Origin of the sequence: Mycobacterium sp. IS-1590 (assembly GCF_001500025.1) — a bacterium.
Taxonomy (GTDB): domain Bacteria; phylum Actinomycetota; class Actinomycetes; order Mycobacteriales; family Mycobacteriaceae; genus Mycobacterium.
Genome location: NZ_LQIW01000024.1, coordinates 1 through 20,272, shown reverse-complemented (window position 1 = coordinate 20,272; position 20,272 = coordinate 1). Strand labels below are relative to the sequence as shown.

Here is a 20,272-nt window from a genome sequence, read left to right as displayed (position 1 = left end):
GCCCCGAGCGAAGAACGGACGAGGCAGACAGCGAGGAACGCTATGAGGGTCATGGCGCAGATGGCGATGGTGATGAACCTCGACAAATGCATCGGCTGCCACACCTGCTCGGTGACGTGCAAACAGGCATGGACCAACCGGCCCGGTACCGAGTACGTCTGGTTCAACAACGTCGAAACCCGCCCCGGCCAGGGTTATCCGCGGACCTACGAGGATCAGCAGCGGTGGCGCGGCGGATGGATACGCGACCGCAAGGGCCGGTTGAAGCTGCGCGACGGCGGGCGATTGAGCAAGCTGTTTCGGATCTTCGCCAATCCCAAGATGCCCAGCATCGGCGACTACTACGAGCCGTGGACCTACGACTACGAGAACCTGACGAATGCGCCGTTGGGCGAGCACATGCCGGTGGCGCCACCCCGCAGCCTGATCAGCGGCGAACCGATGAAGGTTCAGTGGTCGGCGAACTGGGACGACAACCTCGGCGGGTCACCGGAGATCGTGTCCGGAGATCCGGTGCTGCGCAAGGTCAACGAACAGGTCCGCCTCGAACTCGAGCAGACGTACATGTTCTATCTGCCGCGGATCTGCGAGCACTGCCTCAACCCCTCGTGCGTCGCGTCGTGCCCGTCGGGGGCGCTTTACAAGCGCTCAGAGGACGGCATCGTGCTCGTCGACCAGGACCGCTGCCGCGGCTGGCGGATGTGTGTGTCCGGATGTCCCTACAAGAAGGTGTATTTCAACCACAAGACCGGTAAGGCCGAGAAGTGCACCTTCTGCTACCCGCGCGTGGAGGTCGGGTTGCCGACGGTGTGCTCGGAGACGTGCGTCGGGCGGCTGCGATATTTGGGCCTGGTGCTCTACGACGTCGACCGGGTGCTCGAGGCGGCGGCGACGGAGAAGGACACCGACCTCTACGAGGCGCAGAAGTCGATCATCCTGAACCCGCACGACCCCGAGGTGATCGCCGGCGCGCACGCGGAGGGCATTTCCGAGGAGTGGATCGAGGCCGCCCAACGCTCGCCGGTGTACGCACTGATTCACCGCTATCAGGTTGCGCTGCCACTGCATCCCGAATACCGGACCATGCCCATGGTCTGGTACATCCCCCCGCTGTCCCCCGTGGTCGACGCGGTCGCCCGCGACGGCCATGACGGTGAGGCACTCGGAAACCTGTTCGGTGCCCTGGAGGCGCTGCGCATTCCGATCGAATACCTCGCCGGGCTGTTCACGGCCGGGGACACGGCCGTGGTCGAAGGCGTGCTGCGGCGGCTTGCCGCGATGCGGTCCTACATGCGCGACATCAACCTGGGGCGCGAGACCCAACCGCACATCCCCCAGGCGGTCGGCATGACCGAGGAGCAGATCTACGAGATGTACCGCCTGCTCGCGCTCGCGAAATACGAGGAGCGTTACGTCATTCCGACCGCGTATGTCGCCGATGCCCATGCCTTGGAGGCGCAGGCGCTCGAAGAGCCCGGCTGCTCGCTGTCGTTCGAGGGTGGACCCGGCATGTATGAGTCGGGTCCGTTCGGTGAGGCCAGCGGCGCCCCGGTGCCCGTGGCGGTGGAGAGCTTCCATGCGCTGCACCACCGGCAGACCAGTGAGGGCATCGCGGTCACCGAGTCGCGCCCGTCGCGGGTCAACCTGCTCAACTGGGACGGCCGGGGCGAACCCAGTGGGATCTTTCCCGAGCGGAGCGCGGATCGATGAGACTGCTCAGGAGCAGACGCGAATCCCCCCTCGAACATCGCCTCGTGTGGCAGGCGGCCGCCTTGCTGTTGACCTATCCGGACGACCAGCAGGCCGAGCGGCTGGCCACCGTTTCCGAACTGCTGGCGCACCTTTCCCCCGCGCCCGCAGACCTTCTCGGGAGCACCGTGGCGGCGTTGCGCGCCAAGGATCCGATGCAGGCGCAGGTCGACTATGTGGACACCTTCGACATGCGAAGGCGCACCACGATGTACCTGACGTACTGGACGGCGGGAGACACCCGCAACCGCGGCAACCACATGCTGGCGTTCGCTCGCGCCTACCGTGAGGCGGGCGTCAGCCCGCCGGAACGCGAGGCCCCCGACTACCTGCCAGTGGTCCTCGAGTTCGCCGCCACCGTCGACCCCGAGGCGGGGCGACACCTGCTCGTCGAGCACCGGGCCCCCATCGACCTGCTGTGCGACGCGCTGCAGCAGTCCGCATCCCCGTATGTGCACACCGTGGCCGCAGTCTGCGAAACCCTCCCGGCCCGTACCGAACAGGACGTCCAACGGGCGGCGCGACTGGCCGTCGCAGGGCCGCCGACCGAATCGGTTGGTTTGCAACCGTTTACGTTGACCGTGCCGCCACGACGCGCACAAGGAGTTTGACATGTCGGGCTGGGAGATCTTCTGGGACGTGGTGCCGTACGTGACGCTGGCGATCGTCGCGGTCGGGATCTGGTGGCGGTACCGGTACGACAAGTTCGGCTGGACCACCCGTTCGTCGCAGCTCTACGAATCACGGCTGTTGCGCATCGGCAGCCCGATGTTCCACTTCGGCATCCTGGTGGTGATCGTCGGACACGTCATCGGCCTGGTGATTCCCGAATCATGGACCGACGCAATCGGACTCAGCGATCACGCCTACCACATCCAGGCGATGGTGCTCGGCGCGATCGCCGGCATCACCACGCTGACGGGTATCGCGTTGCTGGTCTTCCGCCGTCGCACCACCGGGCCGGTCTTCTTGGCAACCACCGCCAACGACAAGGTGATGTACCTGGTGCTGGTCATGGCCATCGTCGCGGGCCTGGCGTGCACGCTGATCGGCGCGACCCCCGTCGGCGCCGAACACGACTACCGGCAGACGGTGTCGCCCTGGTTCCGGTCGATCTGGATCCTGCAACCGCGCGGTGACCTGATGGCCCAGGCGCCGCTGTGGTTCCACATCCACGTGATCATCGCGTTGGTGCTGTTCTGCCTGTGGCCGTTCACGCGGCTGGTGCATGTGTTCAGCGCACCCATCGGGTATCTGTTCCGGCCCTACATCGTCTACCGCAGCCGCGATGTCGTCGACAAGGGTGAGCTGGTCGGCTCGCGCCCGCACCGTCGTGGTTGGTGAATCAGGCGCCGTGGACCAGCACGCAACACCGGCCCTGCCGAGGGCTGAGCTCGGCACGCGCTCCGGGCGTGCAACTGCCCTCGATCACACCGTCGACGAGTTGCAGGTTCAGGCCGCAGACGACCTCCAGGTGGTCCTTGGCCACCGCGTGAAACGGGCAGTTGCGCAGGGTGATACAGCCGTCGGCATCCGATTGAGGTAGATATCCACAGTCGCGCAACGCGGCCATCATGTCACCGTCGGCGTCGACCGCGGCCCGCCGCCCGGTGTCGCGGGCGGCGGTGCCCAGGGCCGACCGCACCGCTCCCCCGGCGTCCCGCTCGATCGAGGCGACCAGCAACCGAGCGAGCAGCACGTAGTCGCGCGGTGGGACGCTGACGACGATCTCGTCTGCGGTCCTGGCATAGAGCTTGGCCGGACGCCCGGCGCCGGGACCGCCGCGGCCGGCGGGGCGCTGATAGCTGACGGCCAGCAGCCCGCCGTCAGCGAGCTTGTCCAGGTGATAGGCGGCCAGGGTGCGGCCGATGCCGACGGCCGCGGCGGCCGACTCCCTGGAGACCGGCTCGTCGTGCTCCACGACGAACTCATAGAGCCGACGGCGAATCGGATCGTCCAGGCTGGTCAACGCCGCCAGCGAGGCGGGGTCGGCGGACTGCGGGGCCATCCCGGAATTCTATCACCAAAAACTCTTGACAAACCCCGCGAAAAGGTGTGCTCTAAAAGACATAACGTTTATTTATAGAAAGGACGGCGTCATGACCACCTCCAATGCGCCATCAACCGATCACCCCGCCAGCCCGCTTCTGCGCGCCCGCACCGATCCCGTCTACGCGGCCTACCTGATCCTGCGGATCGGGTTCACCGTGCTGCCGATCGTGATGGGACTCGACAAGTTCACCAACGTGCTGACCGACTGGGAGGGTTACCTCGCGCCGTGGATCGTCGACATCAGCCCGCTCACCGCGTACCAGACGATGCTGGTCGTCGGCGTGGTCGAGATCGTCGCCGGCATCGCGGTCGCGGTCAAACCGCGATACGCCGCCTACGTCGTCGCCCTCTGGCTCGCGGGCATCATCGTCAACCTGCTGACCTACCCCGGGTTCTACGACGTCGCGTTGCGCGACTTCGGCCTGTTGCTGGGCGCGGTGACGCTGGGCCGGCTCGCCTCGTTGTATGACGCGCCACTGCACAGCAGGGCCACGCACTGAGTCAGCCGACCGCCACGTACGAGAAGAACACCCGCTCGTCCCCGTGGAAGGTGCGGGTCTCGCCGGTGACGGTGACCGTGGCACGAGCTCGAATGTCCGTCGAGCTCGTGCTCACGCTCATTCACCGGGATCTTCGGCCCGCGCCATCGAATCTGCCGTCACAGTCGCCGGTCACTCATTCAATCGGATCGCGCGTCTGGCTCCCCGCAGCGCGGCGAAGGGGACGATGAAGTACACCGCGATCACCAGGTAGCCGAAAACCGCGACGATCGGCAAGAAGAGCCCGGCCGCGACGAACACGGCATACCCGGCCAACCCCGGGGTGAGCCGCTTGGTGATGAGTCTGACATCCGCGTCGTCCACTTCGGTTCGAATCAAGCGCTGCCACACCGCATAACGCCACATCAACGATACCAAGACCGACACCAGGAGCAGGTTGATGCCGTAGACGGTCACCGCCACCCGTTGCGCATTGCTTTCGTCGATGTAGTCGCCCAACAACCGAGTGGGGAAGGGCAGGAATGACACGAGCATCAGCAGCAGCAGGTTCAGTCGGATCAGCGCGGGTGTGGCCCGATCCAGGAATTCGGTGATCACGGTGTGTTCGAGCCACACCGCGCCGATCGTGGAGAAGCTCACCAGGTAGGTCAGGTAGGACGGCCACTGGCGGAGAACGGCGCCCAGCAGGTCGTCCTCCGAGCCCTCGGGCACACCGATCTCGAGCACCAACAAAGTGATCGCGATGGCGAACACGCCATCGCTGAACGCTTCCACCCGGGTCGTCCGGTATCCGGAGGGCCGAGCAGGTTCGGCCCGTTCAGCCGCCACAGTGGATCAGTATCCCTCCGCCGACATGCGGATGGAGCGGTTACGCTCCACCGCGGGAGGGACTTTGGTCCTCGATTCCGCAGGCCTTCGACCCGCGACGGGCCACCACCGCGATTCCTACACTGCGGCCATGACCTACGTGATCAGCAGTGCGTGCGTGGACGTGATGCACAAATCGTGTGTGCCGGAGTGCCCGGTCGACTGCATCTACGAGGGCGCAAGATCGATGTACATCAACCCCGACGAATGCGTGGACTGCGGAGCATGCAAGCTGGCGTGCGAAGAAGACGCGATCTACTTCGAGACGGACTTGCCCGACGACGACCAAGGCCACCTCGCCGACAACGCCGCGTTCTTCTCCCAGGTCCTGCCCGGCCGCGACACTCCCCTCGGTATCCCGGGCGGTGCCGCCAAGCTCGGCCCGGTCGGCGTCGACGCGCCTCTGGTCGCGGCGATGCCGCCGCGGTAAAGGTAGGGACCTAAGGCTCTACTAACGCGTCCGCCGGTCGTCGAGAGTGGAGGAATGGAGCAGCTCACCACATTGGACGCCGGATTCCTGCACGCCGAAGACTCCGACCCCCACGTGAGCCTCGCGATCGGCGCCATCGCCGTCCTCGCCGGGCCGATGCCCGAATTCGATTCGCTGGTCGCCGATCTCAGCGAGCGAGTTCTGACGGTGCCCCGCTTCCGGCAGGTTCTGCGCACCCATCCGCTGGACCTCGAGGCCCCCGATTGGGTCGATGATGCGCAGGTCGACATCACGCACCACATCCGTCGGGCGGCGCTGCCCCGGCCCGGTGACGACGCAGCCCTGTTCCGCTGGGCCGCCGAAGTCATGGAACGCCGCCTGGACCGCGACAGGCCGTTGTGGGAGTGCTGGATCGTCGACGGTCTGGCGCACAACCGGTGGGCGATGCTGATGAAGATCCACCACTGCATCGCCGACGGGGTCGCGGCGACCCATCTGCTCTCGCGCCTGTGCGACGGGCACGACGGCGAGGCATCCGCGAGGGCGCTTCGTGCTGCGCGGCCGGCGCCGAAAGGCCCGCGGCTGCCCGCCCTGTCGCTCAACCCGATCGACTGGATGACCGCGGCGTGGCGGACGTCTGTAGGTGTGAGTTCTGCCGCGACGCAGGCTCTGCACGGCGCCGTCGAGATAGCGGGTGGGATTCTGCGACCGACCCCCTCCTCGTCGCTGACCGGTCCGGTGTCCGACATGCGCCGCTACGCCGCAGTCGAGGTGTCACTGCCGGACGTGCACCGCATCTGCGAGCGGTTCGACGTCACGGTCAACGACGTCGCGCTGGCGGCGATCACCGACAGCTACCGCAGCCTCCTGATGCGTCGCGGTGAGAAGCCCCGCCGCACCGCGCTGCGCACCCTGGTGCCGGTTTCGGTGCGGTCCCCGGATGCGGCCGACGAACCCGACAACCGCGTGTCGGTGATGCTGCCCTACCTCCCCGTCGACAAGGCCGACCCGATTCAGCAGCTGCAGACCGTGCACGCCCGTCTCTGCAGGTCGAAGGCGAGCGGACAGCGCGAGGCCGGCAACCTCCTGGTCTCCGCGGCGAACGTGATCCCCTTCCCACTGACGGCGTGGACGGTGCGCACGTTGACCCGACTCCCTCAGCGCGGCGTCGTGACGCTGGCGACAAACGTACCCGGCCCCCGTAAACGGTTGCACCTCAAGGGCCGCGAGGTCATCCGGTTGCTCCCGATCCCGCCGCTGGCTCTGCGACTGCGCACCGGCATCGCCATCCTGAGCTACGCCGACCACCTCGCGTTCGGGATCATCGGCGATTACGACGCCGCACCCGACGTCGAAGAACTCGCCGAAGGGATCGAGCGAGCCGTGACCCGGCTGGCCGACTTGAGCGTCGGCCACTGGCGGTGCACCCCCGTCGGCACTCTCGCTCTGGTTCAAGGAGGCTGAGGAATATGACCAAAGGACACGAACTGGAGGAGCTCAACCGCAGGCAGTGCCTGGACTTGCTGCAAGGCGTGCGGGTGGGTCGGCTGGTCTTCACCGAGGATGCCTTACCCGCGGTGCAGCCGGTCAACTTCCGGCTGTGGCACGACGACGTGGTGATACGAGTCGCCGGCGGGCCGAAGCTCGCCGCGGCCACCGACAATCAGGTCGTGGCCTTCCAGGCCGATGAGCTCGACGCCGATCTGCGGACCGGTTGGAGCGTCACCGTCGTCGGGCACGCCGAGCCGATCACCGATGTCGACGAATTGCTGGAAGTGGCAGGCACATTCATCCAGCCGTGGGTCGACGGTCGTCGGGATCACTTCGTGCGGATCCGCACCGAGAAGATGACCGGCCGCCGATTCCGAGAACGCGGCCTGCCGAGGTACCGGGCAGAGAACACGAGCGCGACCTCGTCCTGAACCACCCCGTCAGGGCAGCGGGGCGCACCACCTCAGCCTGGTACCACTTGTGGGCGCAGCTCCGATCGCGAACTCTCCCCCGACTTCTTCAGCGCGCCGTTTGAGATTCGCCAACCCGCTGCCCGTGATGTTGTCGGCGACTCCGCATCCATCGTCGACCACCTCGATGCAAAGATCATCTCCGACAACGACACCGACGGTCAGAGTCGAAGCCTTCGCGTGACGCACAGCGTTGCTGACAGCCTCGCGCACGACCGCTTCGGCATGATCTGCCAGGTTGGCGTCGACCACCGACAGCGGGCCGGAAAACTGCACCGTCGTCCGAATTCCGGAATCCGCGAATTGAGCGACGGCCTCGTCGATGCGTTGCCGCAGTCTGGTGATCCCGGCATCTGCGCCGTGGAGGTCGAAGATTGCGGTGCGGATCTCCTGGATGACGTTTTGAAGATCGTCGACGCATTCGCTCAACCGCTGCTTGACCTCGGGTTTGTGCGAGCGCGGAATGGTGCCCTGCAATGCCAGCCCGACCGCGAACAGCCGCTGGATCACATGGTCATGCAGGTCGCGGGCGATGCGGTCACGATCGCTGAGCACATCGAGTTCGCGCATCCGGCGTTGAGTGGTGGCGAGCTGCCAGGCGAGCGCGGCCTGATCGGCGAATGCCGCCATCATGTCGAGTTCGTCGGGGCTGAACGGAGACGAGCCCGGCGGTCGCGCGGCCACCAGCACACCCGCGACGGAGTCGGACGTACGAAGCGGCAGCACCAGGGCCGGCCCGGTCGGGGGCCTGTTCGGCGCCAGCTCGAGGCTGTCGAACCTGCTGGGAGTGCGCTGCGAGAACACCCTCCCGATCGCGGTCTCCGTGGTCGGCATGAACCGAAAGCTTTCAGCTGGTTCATCGCCGGCGGTGGCGGCGACGACGAGTTCATCGACCTCCTCGGCCGGCTCGTCCGGGTCGGCGGGCACGGCCACGAGCGTCATCTTGGCGCCGCTCAGGTGGCGAGATTCGTCGGCCACGAGCCTGAACACAGTTGCCGGATCGGTTCCCGCCAGCAACTCGGTCCCGATGTCCCGCGTGGCCTCGATCCACGACTGCCTGGTCTTCGACTGCTCATACAGACGGGCGTTGTCGATCGCGATGCCCGCGGCGGCCGCAAGCGCCTGTACGAGGACTTCATCGTCTTCGCTGAAAGGCTGGCCACCCGCCTTCTCGGTCAGGTAGAGGTTTCCGAACACCTCGTTGCGGATCCGCACCGGCACGCCCAGGAAGGTCCGCATCGGCGGGTGATGCGGTGGAAATCCGACCGAAGCCGCATGGTGAGAGATGTTGTCCAGTCGGATGGGTTTCGGATCGTCGATCAGCACTCCGAGTACGCCGCGTCCTTCGGGCAGGTGACCGATGCGCTCCCGCATCGATTCGTCGATGCCCTCGTAGATGAATTCGACCAGTTCGTGGTCGTGGCCACGCACACCCAGCGCGCCATACTGGGCGTCGACCAGTTCGATCGCGGTGTGCACGATCGTCCGCAACGTCTGATCGAGCTCGAGCCCCGACGTCACGACCAGCATCGCGTCGACGAGGCCGTCGAGTCGATCCCGGCCCTGGACGATCTGCTCAACGCGGTCCTGGACCTCCATGAGCAGCTCACGGAGGCGCAACTGTGACAGGGTCTCTCGCACCGGCGGCCGGGCGGCCTCACCCCACGCTTCGGCCGGCTGTGCCACGTCAGCCATGCCGACATGCTCCCACTTGCCGCGCCGAACTGGCCAGCAATCGGCGGTATTGACCTCCCCGTCGACGCTCTAGCCAGGTGCAGCCATTTGCTCACGCGGCAACTCCTACACCTTGGCTCGGGCTCGACCCTTCGCTGCGTGGTCCCCGGGCACGATCTCGGATCCCACGCAGGAATCTTTCGTTCCGTGACGAAGTGGACCGCCGCCAGCCATCCGCTCTCCCGTGCCACTGCGGACGCCACGTTCACGCGGGCGACCGACTAAGGGCCGAAGGTCCCTGTGCCGCACGGCCGAAACGCTCTGTTGCGCGCGTCGTCGACATTGGATGCTCAGCGCATGGCAGGCACGCATTGGCTGGTGATGGAGCCGCCGTCGCACGGTCCGGCCCCGATGTTCGAGACCCGGATAGCCGGTGCGGGACGGCATTTGCCCGCCACGCACCTGGCGACCGACGACCTGATGTCGACCACACGCCATCACACCCACATCGATCTCGAGCGGCTGACCGGAATTCGCGAGCGGCGGGTTTCGGTGGGCGACGAAGACTCCTACACCCTGGCGACAGCCGCGGCCCTCGACTGCCTCGAGAAGGCCGAACGGGATCCGGCATCGATCGACCTGATCATCAACTGCAGCATCACGAAGTTTCGCGGCGGCCTGACACAGAGGCTGGAGCCGACGATGAGTTCTGCCGTGGCACACGCCATCGGCGCCCATTCGGCGATGACCTTCGATCTCAACAACGCGTGTGCCGGGATGCTCACCGGAGTCACCATTGCCAACAACATGATCCGGCAGGGCGCCGTGAAGCGGGCCTTGATCGTCAGTGGCGAGTACATCTCCCCGCTGGGGCGCAACGCGGCGCGCCACGTGCACAACATCATGAGCAAGGAACTCGCGTCCCTGACCCTCGGCGACGCAGGGGCGGCGCTCCTACTCGAAAGGGCTCAAATCGGTTCGGGCAGCATCATCCTGGCCGGTTTCACGACACTGGCCGAGTACAGCCGGCTCTGTCTCGGCTATCCCAAGGGCAACGACCCCGGCGCGCGGATGTTCACCGACGCACGGGGCATCCACCGGGCCGCCATGGCGAACACACCGACACTGCTGCGCGAGGTACTCCGGGAGGCAGGACGATCCATCGACGAAATCGACCACGTCATCACCCATCAGACGTCGGCGCGCGCGATTCGCAAGGGTATGGCCGAAGTCTCGGCCAAGTTCGGCGCCACCCCGAAACACGAGGCGGTCGTCACCGTCGACCGCTACGGCAACACCGCGTCGACGACGCACACCGTCGCGCTCATCGAAGAGCTCGAGGCTCGGCGCATCTCACCCGGGGAGACCATCGCTTTGATCGCATTGGCATCCGGTCTGGAGATCGGCTTCGTCCTCTTGACACTGGACCGGGAGTTGGTGAGCCACTATGGGAACCGTGATTGACCAGATCACCGTTGTCAACGGCGGCTGGCGCACCCGTCACAGTGCTCTGCGGCTGATCGACAGGGCGGCGAAGAAGTGCCTTCGCAAGGGCCGGCGCAACGCCGACGATGTGGACCTCCTCGTCAACGCGGGCATCTACCGCGACCGCAACCTCGGCGAGCCGGCCCTCGCCTCGATGATCCAGGACGACATCGGAGCCAATGACGAGCAGCCGCACACCGGCGGGCACGGCACCTTCTCGTTCGACGTCGCCAACGGCTCGTGCGGAATGCTCACCGCCCTGCACATCGTCGACGGCTTCCTGCGGTCGCGGGTGATCGACTGCGCATTGGTGGTCGCCGGCGACGCCGATCCGGGACACGGTTCGAGCGAGGGATTCCCCTACAGCCCCGCAGGCGCCTCGCTGCTGTGCGGCTGGTCCGAAGACGGACGCGGGCTCGGGCCGGTCTGGTGGGAGCGGTCGGAAGACGACGACGACACGGTGTCGGCCACGATCGGCATGGTGGAACAGCGCAATCTGTTGAGGATCCGCGAATCACGTTCTGCCGAAAGTGGTTTCGCGCGTACCGCGGCGCGTGCGGCGCAGCGGTGCCTCATCGAATCCGACACCGGAATCGATGAGATCACATCGATAGTCGCGGCGCCGGCCAGTCCCGCATTTCGCGCAGAGCTGGCTTCGCAGCTGAACGTCCCAATCGAACGCATCACGGTCGGCGACGACCAACACATGCACACGGCGGCCCTGGCGGCCGCGCTCGGCAAGGCCGCCGACACCAGCCCGCCCGACAGCTTGGTGATGATCGTCGCCGCGGGCGCGGGCGTGACGGCTGGGGCGGCGCTGTACCGGATGTAGCCGAAAACCCCTCAGGCGTGAGGAAAGTCGACCGCCATCGGTTCGGGAACCCGGGCGAGGAAGCGCTCCACCTCGCTGCGCGTCGGGACGACGGTGCCCGGCGTCATCAGCATCGCGGTTGCTGCTGCGACGCCGAAACGAACCGCCTCATTCAGCGGCCAGCCATGGCTGAGACCCACCACGATCGCGGCGACCATTGCATCGCCGGCGCCCACGCCGCTGACGACGTGCACAGGCACGGCAGGGATTCGTTCATTCCGTCGCGGGGTCACCACGAGGGCCCCGTGGGATCCGAGGGACACCACCACCGACTGAGTGATGCCGCGGTCGATCAACTCACGGGCGGCGGCGAACTGCGCCGCCTCGGTCACCAGATCACGACCCACACACTCGCGCAGTTCGCGGATGCTCGGCTTGAGCAGGAAAACCCCGGACGTCACATGGGTCAGCCCGCCGCCCGAGGTGTCCAGCACCAGAAGTGAACCCGTCTCCCGGCAGATCTCTGCCACGCACTGATACCAGTCCGGCGGCACCGATGGCGGCAGGCTGCCGCTGGCGACGACGAACTCGGCTGAGGCGGCCGCCGCCCTCAATTCGTCAAGGCACTGCGCCTGCTCCGACGGAGCGATCCGCGGACCCGGTAGGACGAAGCGGTACTGCCTGCCGGTAGTGCGTTCGTTGACCGTGAAGCTCTCTCGGGTCGAATCGGCAATCGGTATGACTCGGGAAGGCACACCGGCCTCGGCGAGCAATTTCTCGACTTGGTCACCTGTGGAACCGCCGGCCGGGAAAATGGCCGACGTCGGTACCCCGAGGACGTTGGCGACGCGCGATACGTTGATGCCGCCACCACCCGCGTCGTACCGCGCTCCGGCGCAACGGATCTTGTCGGTGGGGTGCACAACGTCGGTATCGGTCGTGATATCGAGAGCGGGGTTCATCGTCAATGTCGTGATGACGGTTCTGGTTTGCGCCCCAGTACGTTGCATCACAGGCCGGCCCGTACAGACGTCACTGCGCTTCTCCGTTCCCGAACTCGCATGTCAACATCGGACCTCAGGCGATCGTGAACTCGCGATCGGGTTCCGAGCCGAAGAGAAACCGACGGCCCGTCACACGCAGCGGACGGATGCGCACGTAATGGGGTTTGACCGTGGCCGTCCACGGAAGCAGCTGCGCCCGCTCGGCCTCATCGATCTCGTCATCGGTGCGAAGGGTCCGGGCCAAACCCCTGATCACCACGCTCCAACCCTCGACGGCGTTGTGGTCGTCGGCCTCGAACAGCACGTTCTTGTTGATCACCGCGCTACTCAACTTCGTGCCCTCGGCCGTGCGGAACAGCACGGTTCGGTCCTGGACGACGAAGTTGACCGGAAAGATCTCCGGCTCGCCGCCGACGCTGGTGACCAGGCGCCCCAGCGGGCAGGCCGACATCAATTTCCAGCATGCGCTCTCGGAGAGGATTTCGATCGGTTGCGTCGGTGTGGACATGGCTACGACGGTACGGAGAAGACGCGGCCGGTGACGCTGCCAAAAGTCCCTTCAACTCGTGCCCTAAAGGCCCTGCATTCGGCGAGGGTTAGCAGGACGATAGACCCCATGACCAGCGCCGTGATCGAGGCCGCCGCCATGGGGGAACTGGTCGGCACGCTTCAGCAGCGCGGTTACCGGGTGATAGGACCCACCCGGTCCGAGAACGCGATCGTGCTGGCCGAGTTGGCCTCCGCGGATGATCTGCCCCGCGGCTGGGGCGTGGACACCGGGCCCGGACATTACCGGTTGCGCAAACGCGACGACGACGCGCTGTTCGGTCATTCGGCCGGACCGCAATCCTGGAAGCAGTTCCTCCACCCACCGCGCCAACAGCTGTGGTCCTCCGAAGGCGAGACGTCCGAAGAGACTCCGAAGTACGCGTTCCTCGGGGTACGGGCATGCGATCTGTCCGCGATCGCCGTCCTCAACGGCGTGCTCGGCGTGGGCGGCCATCCCGACCAGGGGTTCGTCGGTCGATTGGCGCGGATCTTCGTCGTGGCCGTCAACTGCACCGAACCCGGCGGCCTGTGCTTCTGCGCGTCGATGGGCACCGGACCCGAAGCCGGGCCCGGCTACGATCTGGCGCTCACCGAACGGATCGACGGCAACCGACACAGCTACCTGGTCGACGTCGGAAGCGAAGCTGGCGAAGACGTGCTTTCCGCGCTGCCGCACCGCGACGCCACCCCCGACGAGATCGGCTCCGCGCGAGGCGATGTCGCCGACGCGGCCGGCAAGATGGGCCGTCAGATGCCCACCGGCGACCTGCGCGAGCTGCTGATCGACTCACGCGAATCGCCGCAGTGGGACGAGGTGGCCAGTCGATGCCTGACGTGTGGAAACTGCACGATGGTCTGCCCCACGTGTTTCTGCACCACCGTCGAGGACACCACCGATCTCACGGGGCAGCACGCCGAACGATGGATGCAGTGGGCGTCGTGCTTCGAGTTCGACTTCACGTTCATTCACGAAGGGAGCGTTCGGCAATCGGGCGCCTCCCGATACCGCCATTGGATCACCCACAAGCTCGGCAGCTGGCACGACCAGTTCGGCAGTTCTGGCTGCGTCGGTTGCGGGCGATGCATCGCCTGGTGCCCCACCGGGATCGACATCACCGAGGAGATGCACAACCTGGCCGCCCGGCAGTCCGAAGCCAGTGATGACTGAAACCGAGGCGCCGCAGGCGCCGTCGTCGGCGATGACCCCGGTGCCGTACCGGGTGCACCGCCGAACCGATGAAAATCGTGATTCGGCGACGCTGTGCCTGCAACCCGTGCACGAACCGCTACCGACACCCCGGCCCGGCGAGTTCATGATGATGTACGCCTTCGGCATCGGCGAGATCGCGATCTCCGTCAGCGGCGTACCGGACTCCGGCGGCGACGACATTCTTCACACCATTCGGTCGGTCGGCGCGGTGAGCCGCGCACTTCACGGCGCCGCCCCCGGCAGCGTGATCGGCATGCGGGGGCCGTTCGGCACCGGATGGATGCTGCCGGCCGGGACCGGGGACGACGTGGTGATCGTCGCGGGGGGCGTCGGCCTGGCACCGCTTCGCCCCGTCGTTCTGGCCGTCCTGAAAGATCGCGACTCATACGGTCGGGTGACCCTCATCGCGGGTGCCCGCTCCCGCGACGACTTTCTCTTCGCCCCCGAGCTCGCCGACTGGTCGAACAGCGGAGCCATCGAGGTGCACCTGACCGTCGACGTACCGATCCAGGGGTGGCCCGGTGAAGTCGGCTTCGTCACCGAACCCCTGCGCCGGACACCGGTGCGACCCGATCGCACCACCGCGTTTCTGTGCGGCCCCGAGGCCATGATGCACAACAGCGCTGTTGAGCTGGTACGAAAAGGACTTCCTCCGAACAAGATCCAGGTATCGCTGGAACGAAATATGCAATGCGGAGTCGGATGGTGCGGACACTGCCAGCTCGGCCCCCTGCTGTTGTGCCGGGACGGACCGGTCGTCGGATACGACGCCGCCGAGGCCCTGCTCAGTGTGAAGGAGCTGTAGGTGGGAACACCGAAACTAGCCGTGTGGAAGTTCGCGTCCTGCGATGGCTGCCAACTGACCTTGTTGGACTGTGAGGACGAACTGTTGACGCTGGCCGAGCAGGTGCAGATCGCCACGTTCCTGGAGGCGTCGAGCGCCACCGTCGCCGGCCCGTACGACGTATCGCTGGTGGAGGGCTCGATCACGACGGCGGCCGATGAGCGTCGTATCAGAGAGATCCGGGAGCAATCGGGAGTGCTCGTCACGATCGGCGCCTGTGCCACCGCCGGTGGGGTGCAGGCCCTGCGGAACTTCGCCGATGTCTCCGAATTCGCCTCGGTCGTCTACGCCAAACCGGAATACATCGATACCCTGGCGACCTCGACGCCGGCCTCGGCACACGTCGCCGTCGACTACCAGATCCAGGGCTGCCCGATTGACCGCGGGCAACTGCTCGACACCCTGGCGGCACTTCTGGTGGGGCGCAAACCACGGTTGCCGGCCAAAACGGTTTGTACAGAATGCAAGAACCGCGGCGTCACGTGCGTCCTGGTTGCCGACGGGACCCCGTGCCTGGGACCGGTGACTCACGCCGGGTGCGGCGCGCTGTGTCCCACCTATCGGCGCGGCTGCTACGGATGCTTCGGGCCCGCCGCCACCCCCAACACCGCCGCGCTCATTCCGTTCTTGCGCCGGGACGGGATGTCGGCCGCGGGTGTCGAGCGCGTCTTCGCCACGTTCAACGCGGTCAACTTCGACCACGAACGGAACGACCGGTGAGCGAAGAGATCCGAACGTTGAGCGTCGGGGCGTTGACGCGGGTGGAGGGGGAAGGCGCCCTGCACGTCACGCTGCGTGACGGGATCGTCGACACCGTCGAGTTGAACATCTACGAACCACCCCGGTTCTTCGAGGCGTTCCTGCGCGGTCGCGCCTATACCGAACCACCCGACATCACAGCCAGGGTCTGCGGCATCTGCCCGGTCGCCTACCAGGTGAGCGCCTGCAACGCCATCGAAGACGCGTGCGCGGTGACCGTCGACCCGGAACCGGTGGCGTTGCGACGACTTCTGTACTGCGGGGAATGGATTCACAGCCACGCCCTGCACATCGTGCTGCTGCACGCACCGGACTTCCTCGGCTATCCCGACGGGATCAGCCTCGCTCGGGACCACCCGGAGTTCATCGAGCGCGGGCTGGCGTTGAAAAAGGCCGGCAACCGGCTGATGGAGAAGATCGGCGGACGCGCGATCCACCCGATCAATGTACGGTTGGGAGGGTTCTATTCGGTCCCGAAGCCGGCCGAGCTCGGCCCCCTTGCCGAGCAACTTCGCAGCGCCCTGGACGACGCGCTCTGGTTGCTGGACCGAGTGAGTGAATTCGATTTCCCGGAAGCCGAATTCGACCACGAGTTCCTGGCGTTGACAGCGCCCGACCGCTACCCGATCGAGAACGGCACGATTCGACGAAGCGCCGGGCAACCGTTTGCGATAAGCGACTTCAGTGACCACGTCGTCGAGTCGCAGGTGCAGCGGTCCACGGCGCTGCACGCCACATTGGACGGCGCCCGTTACCTGACCGGTCCGCTCGCCCGGTACGCGTTGAACTCCCAAACCCTTTCGCCCCTCGCGCGTGAGGCGGCGGCCCGAGCGGGTCTCGGCGAGGTATGCCGGAATCCGTTCCGCAGCATTCTCGTTCGCGCTGTCGAAATCGTCTATGCGATCGAGGAAGCGTTGCGCATCATCGCCGAGTATCGGGTGCCCGACCGCCCCTTCGTCGACGTTCCCGCCCGGGACGGGATCGGCCACGGTGTCAGCGAGGCGCCGCGCGGACTGCTGTATCACCGCTATGACATCGGTGCGGACGGTCTTGTGCGGTCGGCGGTGATCGTCCCGCCCACCGCTCAGAACCAGGCGGCCATCGAACACGAGATGGCCGAACTCGTCGGCGCAAACCTCACGATGGCCGACGACACGCTCACCGCGCTGTGCGAGAGGGCGATTCGCAACCACGACCCCTGCATCTCGTGCTCGGCGCACTTCCTGACCCTGACGGTCGACCGGTTGTGAGCGGCGATGTGGTGATCGGAATCGGCAACAGCTACCGCCGCGACGATGGAGTCGGGCCTGCCGTCGCCGAACAGATCGCCGGCCGCAACCTCCCGGGCGTGCGGGTGCTCGTCTGCACGGGTGAGCCCGGCGCCCTTCTCGACGCATGGAGCGGTGCCGGACTCGCGATCGTCGTCGACGCCGCGATGGGCGAGGGATCCAGTCCCGGCCGAATCCGGCGATGGACTCCCGGCGATGCCGGGGTGGCGGGTCCCATCAGCTCACATGCGATCGGGCTGCCTCAGGCATTTGCGTTGGGCGAAGCGTTGGGGCAGTTGCCCGATCGCCTTGTCGGGTTCAGCGTGGACATCATCGACGCCGACCATGGCGTCGGCATGACTCCCGACGTCGCGGCCGCAGTTCCCAGTGTCGTCAATGCGGTGCTCGCCGAACTCGATCACCACATGTGAACCGCGCGTCGACGACCATGGGTCCTAGGGCCGGCCGCTCGCGGGTACGTCGGGTTCGCTGAGAAATCTGATGACGCTCCCGGGTTTGAGTTGTTGTACGCGTCCGCGGCACTCGACCGTCACGGGCGGTACATCCTGAGGCCCGACGCTGACTTCGGCTCCCCGGCCGCTGACGCGCACATGTAGGTGATGGCCGCGATAGTGGATGGGAAAGCCCAACGCCCCCAACGACTCCGGCCACTGCGGCGACAATACGAGACGGTTACCACGCAATTCCAGGCCCGTGAAGCACCGCTGCATCAAGTCCACACTGCCCGCCATGGCGGCGAGGTGCACACCCTCGGATGTCGTGCCGCCCTGGATGTCGTCGACGTCGGACTTCAGCACATCGCGAAAGAAGTCGACGGCGTGGTCACGATTCGCTCGGGCCAGCACCCATGAGTGCACGACGGCGCTGAGCGTGGAACCGTGTGAGGTGCGGGCGATGTAGTAGTCGACCATCGCGGGAATCATCTCCGGTGCGAGCTGGTAGCCGAGCCGATTGAGCAGTTCGCGCAACTCATCCGACGACAGCAGGTAAAGCAACATCAGCACATCGGCCTGCTTGGAGGCTCGGTAGCGGTTGACGTCGTCGTCTTCTGCCTCGAGGATCCGGTCGAGGCGCTGGATATTGCCGTAGCGGGCCCGGTACCCGTCCCAATCGAGTTCCGCCAGGCGGTCATAGCCCTCGAACTGGCTCACCAACCCGTCGTGGAAGGGCACGAACATGCGGCGGCTCACCCGGTCCCACTGTTCGAGTTCCTCGTCGGTCAGCCCGAGCTTCTCCCGAAGGTCGAGGCGGTTGGGCAGCGGAATCTCCTGCAGGGCGTCGATGGCACGCAGGATCACCCAAACCGCCATCACGTTGGTGTAGGAGTTGTTGTCGACGCCGGTGAACGGCCGATCGGGGTAGCCGGAATGGAACTCGTCGGGCCCGATCACACCGAGAATCCCGTACCGATCGGCGGCATCGTCGTATGTGGTTCTGCTGACCCAGAATCGCGCGATCTCGATCAGCATCTCGGCACCGTAGTCGATGAGGTAGGCCAGGTCGCCGGTGACTTGATAGAACTGCCACACGTTGTAGGCGACCGCGATACCGATGTGGTGTGCGAGGTGACTCGCATCCGGATTCCACCGGCCGGATCGGGGGTTGAGATGTAGTGAGGGGCTTTCCTCGCGGCCGTCGCTGCCCGACTGCCACGGAAACATCGCCCCCGCATAGCCGGCGAGCTTGGCGGCCCGCCGCGCCTCGAGGAGCCGGCGGTAGCGGTACCGCAGCAGCGCCCGCGTGATGGTCGGGAACCTCAGGTTCAAAACCGGGAAGATGAACAGTTCGTCCCAGAACACGTGGCCGCGATACGCCTCGCCGTGAAGACCCCGAGCGGGGACGCCGATATCCAGGTCCTCGCTGTGGTATGACACGGTCTGCAGCAGATGGAGCAGATGCAGCCGCAGAATCCTCAATTCGTCCGGGTGGCCGTCGAATTCGATGGACAGTCGCTCCCAGATGTGCGCCCAGGCCAGCGTGTGCTCTTGGCGGATCTCGCGGAATCGGCCCTGCCGTGTCAGTCTGCGCTCCGCGCCTCCCGCGGGTTCGGATGTGGCGACATCGCGACCCGTCACCACCGCCACGACCTTCTCGACTGTCACTGACCGGCCCTCCGCCATGTCGAGGAGAATGTCGTGCCCGATCTCGAATTCATGCTCGACCAGACGATATTCCGCGGCCGCGGCGTCATCGTCGTGCCAGACCGTGGTCCGTGCCGCCAGCGCGATCGGTATTTGAGACTGCGTGGTTCGCACCGACATCAGCACCGCGTCGTTCGCGATCTCGCCCATCTTCAGGGACTCGAGATGATCACTGGCCAGGCCCTGGTATCGTTCCACTCCGCCGTTGCAGATGTCGGCGTCCAATGTCGAGCGGAATTCTATTGCGCCGGACCAATTCTCGGCCACGACCGTGGTTTCCAGAGCGGCGATGTGCGTCTGCTTCATCGAGACCAACCGGTGTTGCCTCAGCGAGCTTATCCGCCCGGCGTCGTCGCTGAAGCGCAAGGTACGGGTCAGCACCCCGCCTCGGAGATCGAGAGTCTGGCAGTAGGACAGCAATGTCACGGCATCCACGTCGAACCAGGGGCCGCCGTCGATGCGGAACGTCAGCGGAAGCCAGTTGGGCAGGTTCACCAGGCTCTCGTGTTCGAGCTTCTTACCGGCCAGGACGTCGTCGAGGCGGTTGTACACCCCGGCGGCATACGTTCCCGGATAGTGGACCTGACCGGCCTTCGACTCGGGAGCGGCGCCGCGGGTCGCGAGGTATCCGTTGCCGACGGTGCACAACGCCTCGCGCAACTTCTCGGTCGGCGGGTCGTACCCCTCGAAGGTGTAGGTCCACGCCACCGTCGAGGTGGCGTGCTGGCGTGCCAGCCATCGTCCCCCGCGGTGCAGGAAATCTCGGACCTGAAGCGGGTTGTCGAGCGAGAAGCTGGCCGCGCTCGGCCGATCCCGGTCCTCATCGTGGCGCACGGCGATACCCACCCCGCCCCCCCCAAGCAACCCGCCACGGGCGGGGGCCCCGCCGGGCGGGGGGGCCGCGCCCCCCCCCCCCCCCACCCCCGGCCTCCGCCACCGCCGTGCAC

General features: G+C 66.2%; 19 protein-coding genes and 1 pseudogene. 14 read left to right on the top strand and 6 right to left on the bottom strand.

The annotated features are described in order from the left end of the window. Positions 1–42: 42 nt before the first annotated feature. The 3 genes and pseudogenes from narH to narI all read left to right on the top strand — a co-directional run. On the top strand, positions 43–1,710 hold the full coding sequence (narH, locus tag AU197_RS16940; protein ID WP_064403868.1) for a nitrate reductase subunit beta: 1,668 nt from the start codon (positions 43–45) through the stop codon (positions 1,708–1,710). Next, positions 1,707–2,360: a nitrate reductase molybdenum cofactor assembly chaperone gene (gene narJ / locus AU197_RS16935; protein ID WP_064403867.1), complete on the top strand. Its 654-nt coding sequence runs from the start codon at positions 1,707–1,709 to the stop codon at positions 2,358–2,360. The genes narH and narJ overlap by 4 nt, the downstream gene beginning before the upstream one ends. Next, positions 2,359–3,093, top strand: a pseudogene (gene narI / locus AU197_RS16930) (respiratory nitrate reductase subunit gamma); the annotation flags it as partial. The gene narJ and the pseudogene narI, both read left to right, overlap by 2 nt. Before the next feature lies 1 nt (position 3,094). On the opposite strand, the gene AU197_RS16925 reads toward narI, so the two are convergent. Continuing rightward, positions 3,095–3,757, bottom strand: coding sequence for a helix-turn-helix transcriptional regulator (locus tag AU197_RS16925; RefSeq protein ID WP_064403865.1), 663 nt, complete (start codon positions 3,755–3,757; stop codon positions 3,095–3,097). A gap of 91 nt (positions 3,758–3,848) precedes the next feature. Here AU197_RS16925 and AU197_RS16920 point away from each other — a divergent pair, with 91 nt between their 5' ends. After that, the gene (locus AU197_RS16920; protein ID WP_064403864.1) at positions 3,849–4,301 is read left to right on the top strand and encodes a DoxX family protein; all 453 of its coding nucleotides are present in this window, start codon (positions 3,849–3,851) and stop codon (positions 4,299–4,301) included. 171 nt (positions 4,302–4,472) lie between these two features. On the opposite strand, the gene AU197_RS16915 is transcribed toward AU197_RS16920, so the two are convergent. Further along, on the bottom strand, positions 4,473–5,129 hold the full coding sequence (locus AU197_RS16915; protein ID WP_082696719.1) for a TMEM175 family protein: 657 nt from the start codon (positions 5,127–5,129) through the stop codon (positions 4,473–4,475). Between the two features lie 130 nt (positions 5,130–5,259). On the opposite strand from AU197_RS16915, the gene fdxA reads away from it, so the two are divergent. Genes fdxA through AU197_RS16900 form a run of 3 tightly spaced genes read left to right on the top strand, consistent with a single transcriptional unit; the run spans position 5,260 to position 7,520 of the window. Then, complete coding sequence (gene fdxA / locus AU197_RS16910) at positions 5,260–5,598, top strand: ferredoxin (protein ID WP_064403862.1); 339 nt, start codon at positions 5,260–5,262, stop codon at positions 5,596–5,598. Positions 5,599–5,652: 54 nt separating this feature from the next. After that, a complete protein-coding gene (locus AU197_RS16905) occupies positions 5,653–7,062 on the top strand; it encodes a WS/DGAT/MGAT family O-acyltransferase (protein ID WP_064403861.1) in 1,410 nt (469 codons plus the stop codon). Between the two features lie 5 nt (positions 7,063–7,067). Continuing rightward, positions 7,068–7,520: a pyridoxamine 5'-phosphate oxidase family protein gene (locus tag AU197_RS16900; protein ID WP_064403860.1), complete on the top strand. Its 453-nt coding sequence runs from the start codon at positions 7,068–7,070 to the stop codon at positions 7,518–7,520. A 9-nt stretch (positions 7,521–7,529) separates the two neighbouring features. On the opposite strand, the gene AU197_RS16895 is transcribed toward AU197_RS16900, so the two are convergent. Beyond that, positions 7,530–9,254: a sensor histidine kinase gene (locus AU197_RS16895; RefSeq protein ID WP_064403859.1), complete on the bottom strand. Its 1,725-nt coding sequence runs from the start codon at positions 9,252–9,254 to the stop codon at positions 7,530–7,532. A gap of 336 nt (positions 9,255–9,590) precedes the next feature. Here AU197_RS16895 and AU197_RS16890 point away from each other — a divergent pair, with 336 nt between their 5' ends. Both AU197_RS16890 and AU197_RS16885 read left to right on the top strand, forming a co-directional pair. Next, a complete protein-coding gene (locus AU197_RS16890; RefSeq protein WP_064403858.1) occupies positions 9,591–10,697 on the top strand; it encodes a 3-oxoacyl-ACP synthase III family protein in 1,107 nt (368 codons plus the stop codon). Further along, positions 10,681–11,550: a 3-oxoacyl-ACP synthase gene (locus AU197_RS16885; protein ID WP_064403857.1), complete on the top strand. Its 870-nt coding sequence runs from the start codon at positions 10,681–10,683 to the stop codon at positions 11,548–11,550. The genes AU197_RS16890 and AU197_RS16885 overlap by 17 nt, the downstream gene beginning before the upstream one ends. A gap of 11 nt (positions 11,551–11,561) precedes the next feature. On the opposite strand, the gene AU197_RS16880 is transcribed toward AU197_RS16885, so the two are convergent. Both AU197_RS16880 and AU197_RS16875 read right to left on the bottom strand, forming a co-directional pair. Continuing rightward, positions 11,562–12,539: a 1-phosphofructokinase family hexose kinase gene (locus AU197_RS16880; protein WP_064403856.1), complete on the bottom strand. Its 978-nt coding sequence runs from the start codon at positions 12,537–12,539 to the stop codon at positions 11,562–11,564. A 67-nt stretch (positions 12,540–12,606) separates the two neighbouring features. Next, a complete protein-coding gene (locus AU197_RS16875) occupies positions 12,607–13,041 on the bottom strand; it encodes a pyridoxamine 5'-phosphate oxidase family protein (protein ID WP_064403855.1) in 435 nt (144 codons plus the stop codon). Between the two features lie 108 nt (positions 13,042–13,149). Here AU197_RS16875 and AU197_RS16870 point away from each other — a divergent pair, with 108 nt between their 5' ends. The 5 genes from AU197_RS16870 to AU197_RS16850 are packed head-to-tail and all read left to right on the top strand — an operon-like array spanning position 13,150 to position 17,594. After that, a complete protein-coding gene (locus tag AU197_RS16870) occupies positions 13,150–14,250 on the top strand; it encodes a 4Fe-4S dicluster domain-containing protein (protein ID WP_064403854.1) in 1,101 nt (366 codons plus the stop codon). After that, the gene (locus AU197_RS16865; protein ID WP_064403853.1) at positions 14,243–15,097 is read left to right on the top strand and encodes an FAD/NAD(P)-binding protein; all 855 of its coding nucleotides are present in this window, start codon (positions 14,243–14,245) and stop codon (positions 15,095–15,097) included. Before AU197_RS16870 ends, AU197_RS16865 begins: the two co-directional genes overlap by 8 nt. After that, the gene (locus AU197_RS16860) at positions 15,098–15,856 is read left to right on the top strand and encodes an NADH-quinone oxidoreductase subunit B family protein (protein ID WP_064403852.1); all 759 of its coding nucleotides are present in this window, start codon (positions 15,098–15,100) and stop codon (positions 15,854–15,856) included. Continuing rightward, positions 15,853–17,145 (top strand): Ni/Fe hydrogenase subunit alpha, encoded by a 1,293-nt coding sequence (locus tag AU197_RS16855; RefSeq protein ID WP_064403851.1) that lies wholly within the window; start codon positions 15,853–15,855, stop codon positions 17,143–17,145. Before AU197_RS16860 ends, AU197_RS16855 begins: the two co-directional genes overlap by 4 nt. Beyond that, on the top strand, positions 17,142–17,594 hold the full coding sequence (locus tag AU197_RS16850; protein ID WP_064403850.1) for a hydrogenase maturation protease: 453 nt from the start codon (positions 17,142–17,144) through the stop codon (positions 17,592–17,594). Before AU197_RS16855 ends, AU197_RS16850 begins: the two co-directional genes overlap by 4 nt. Before the next feature lie 24 nt (positions 17,595–17,618). Here the strand turns inward: AU197_RS16850 and AU197_RS16845 are convergent. Next, a partial coding sequence (locus tag AU197_RS16845) for a glycosyl hydrolase family 65 domain-containing protein (RefSeq protein ID WP_156434453.1) occupies positions 17,619–20,272 on the bottom strand: 2,654 nt, incomplete at its 5' end.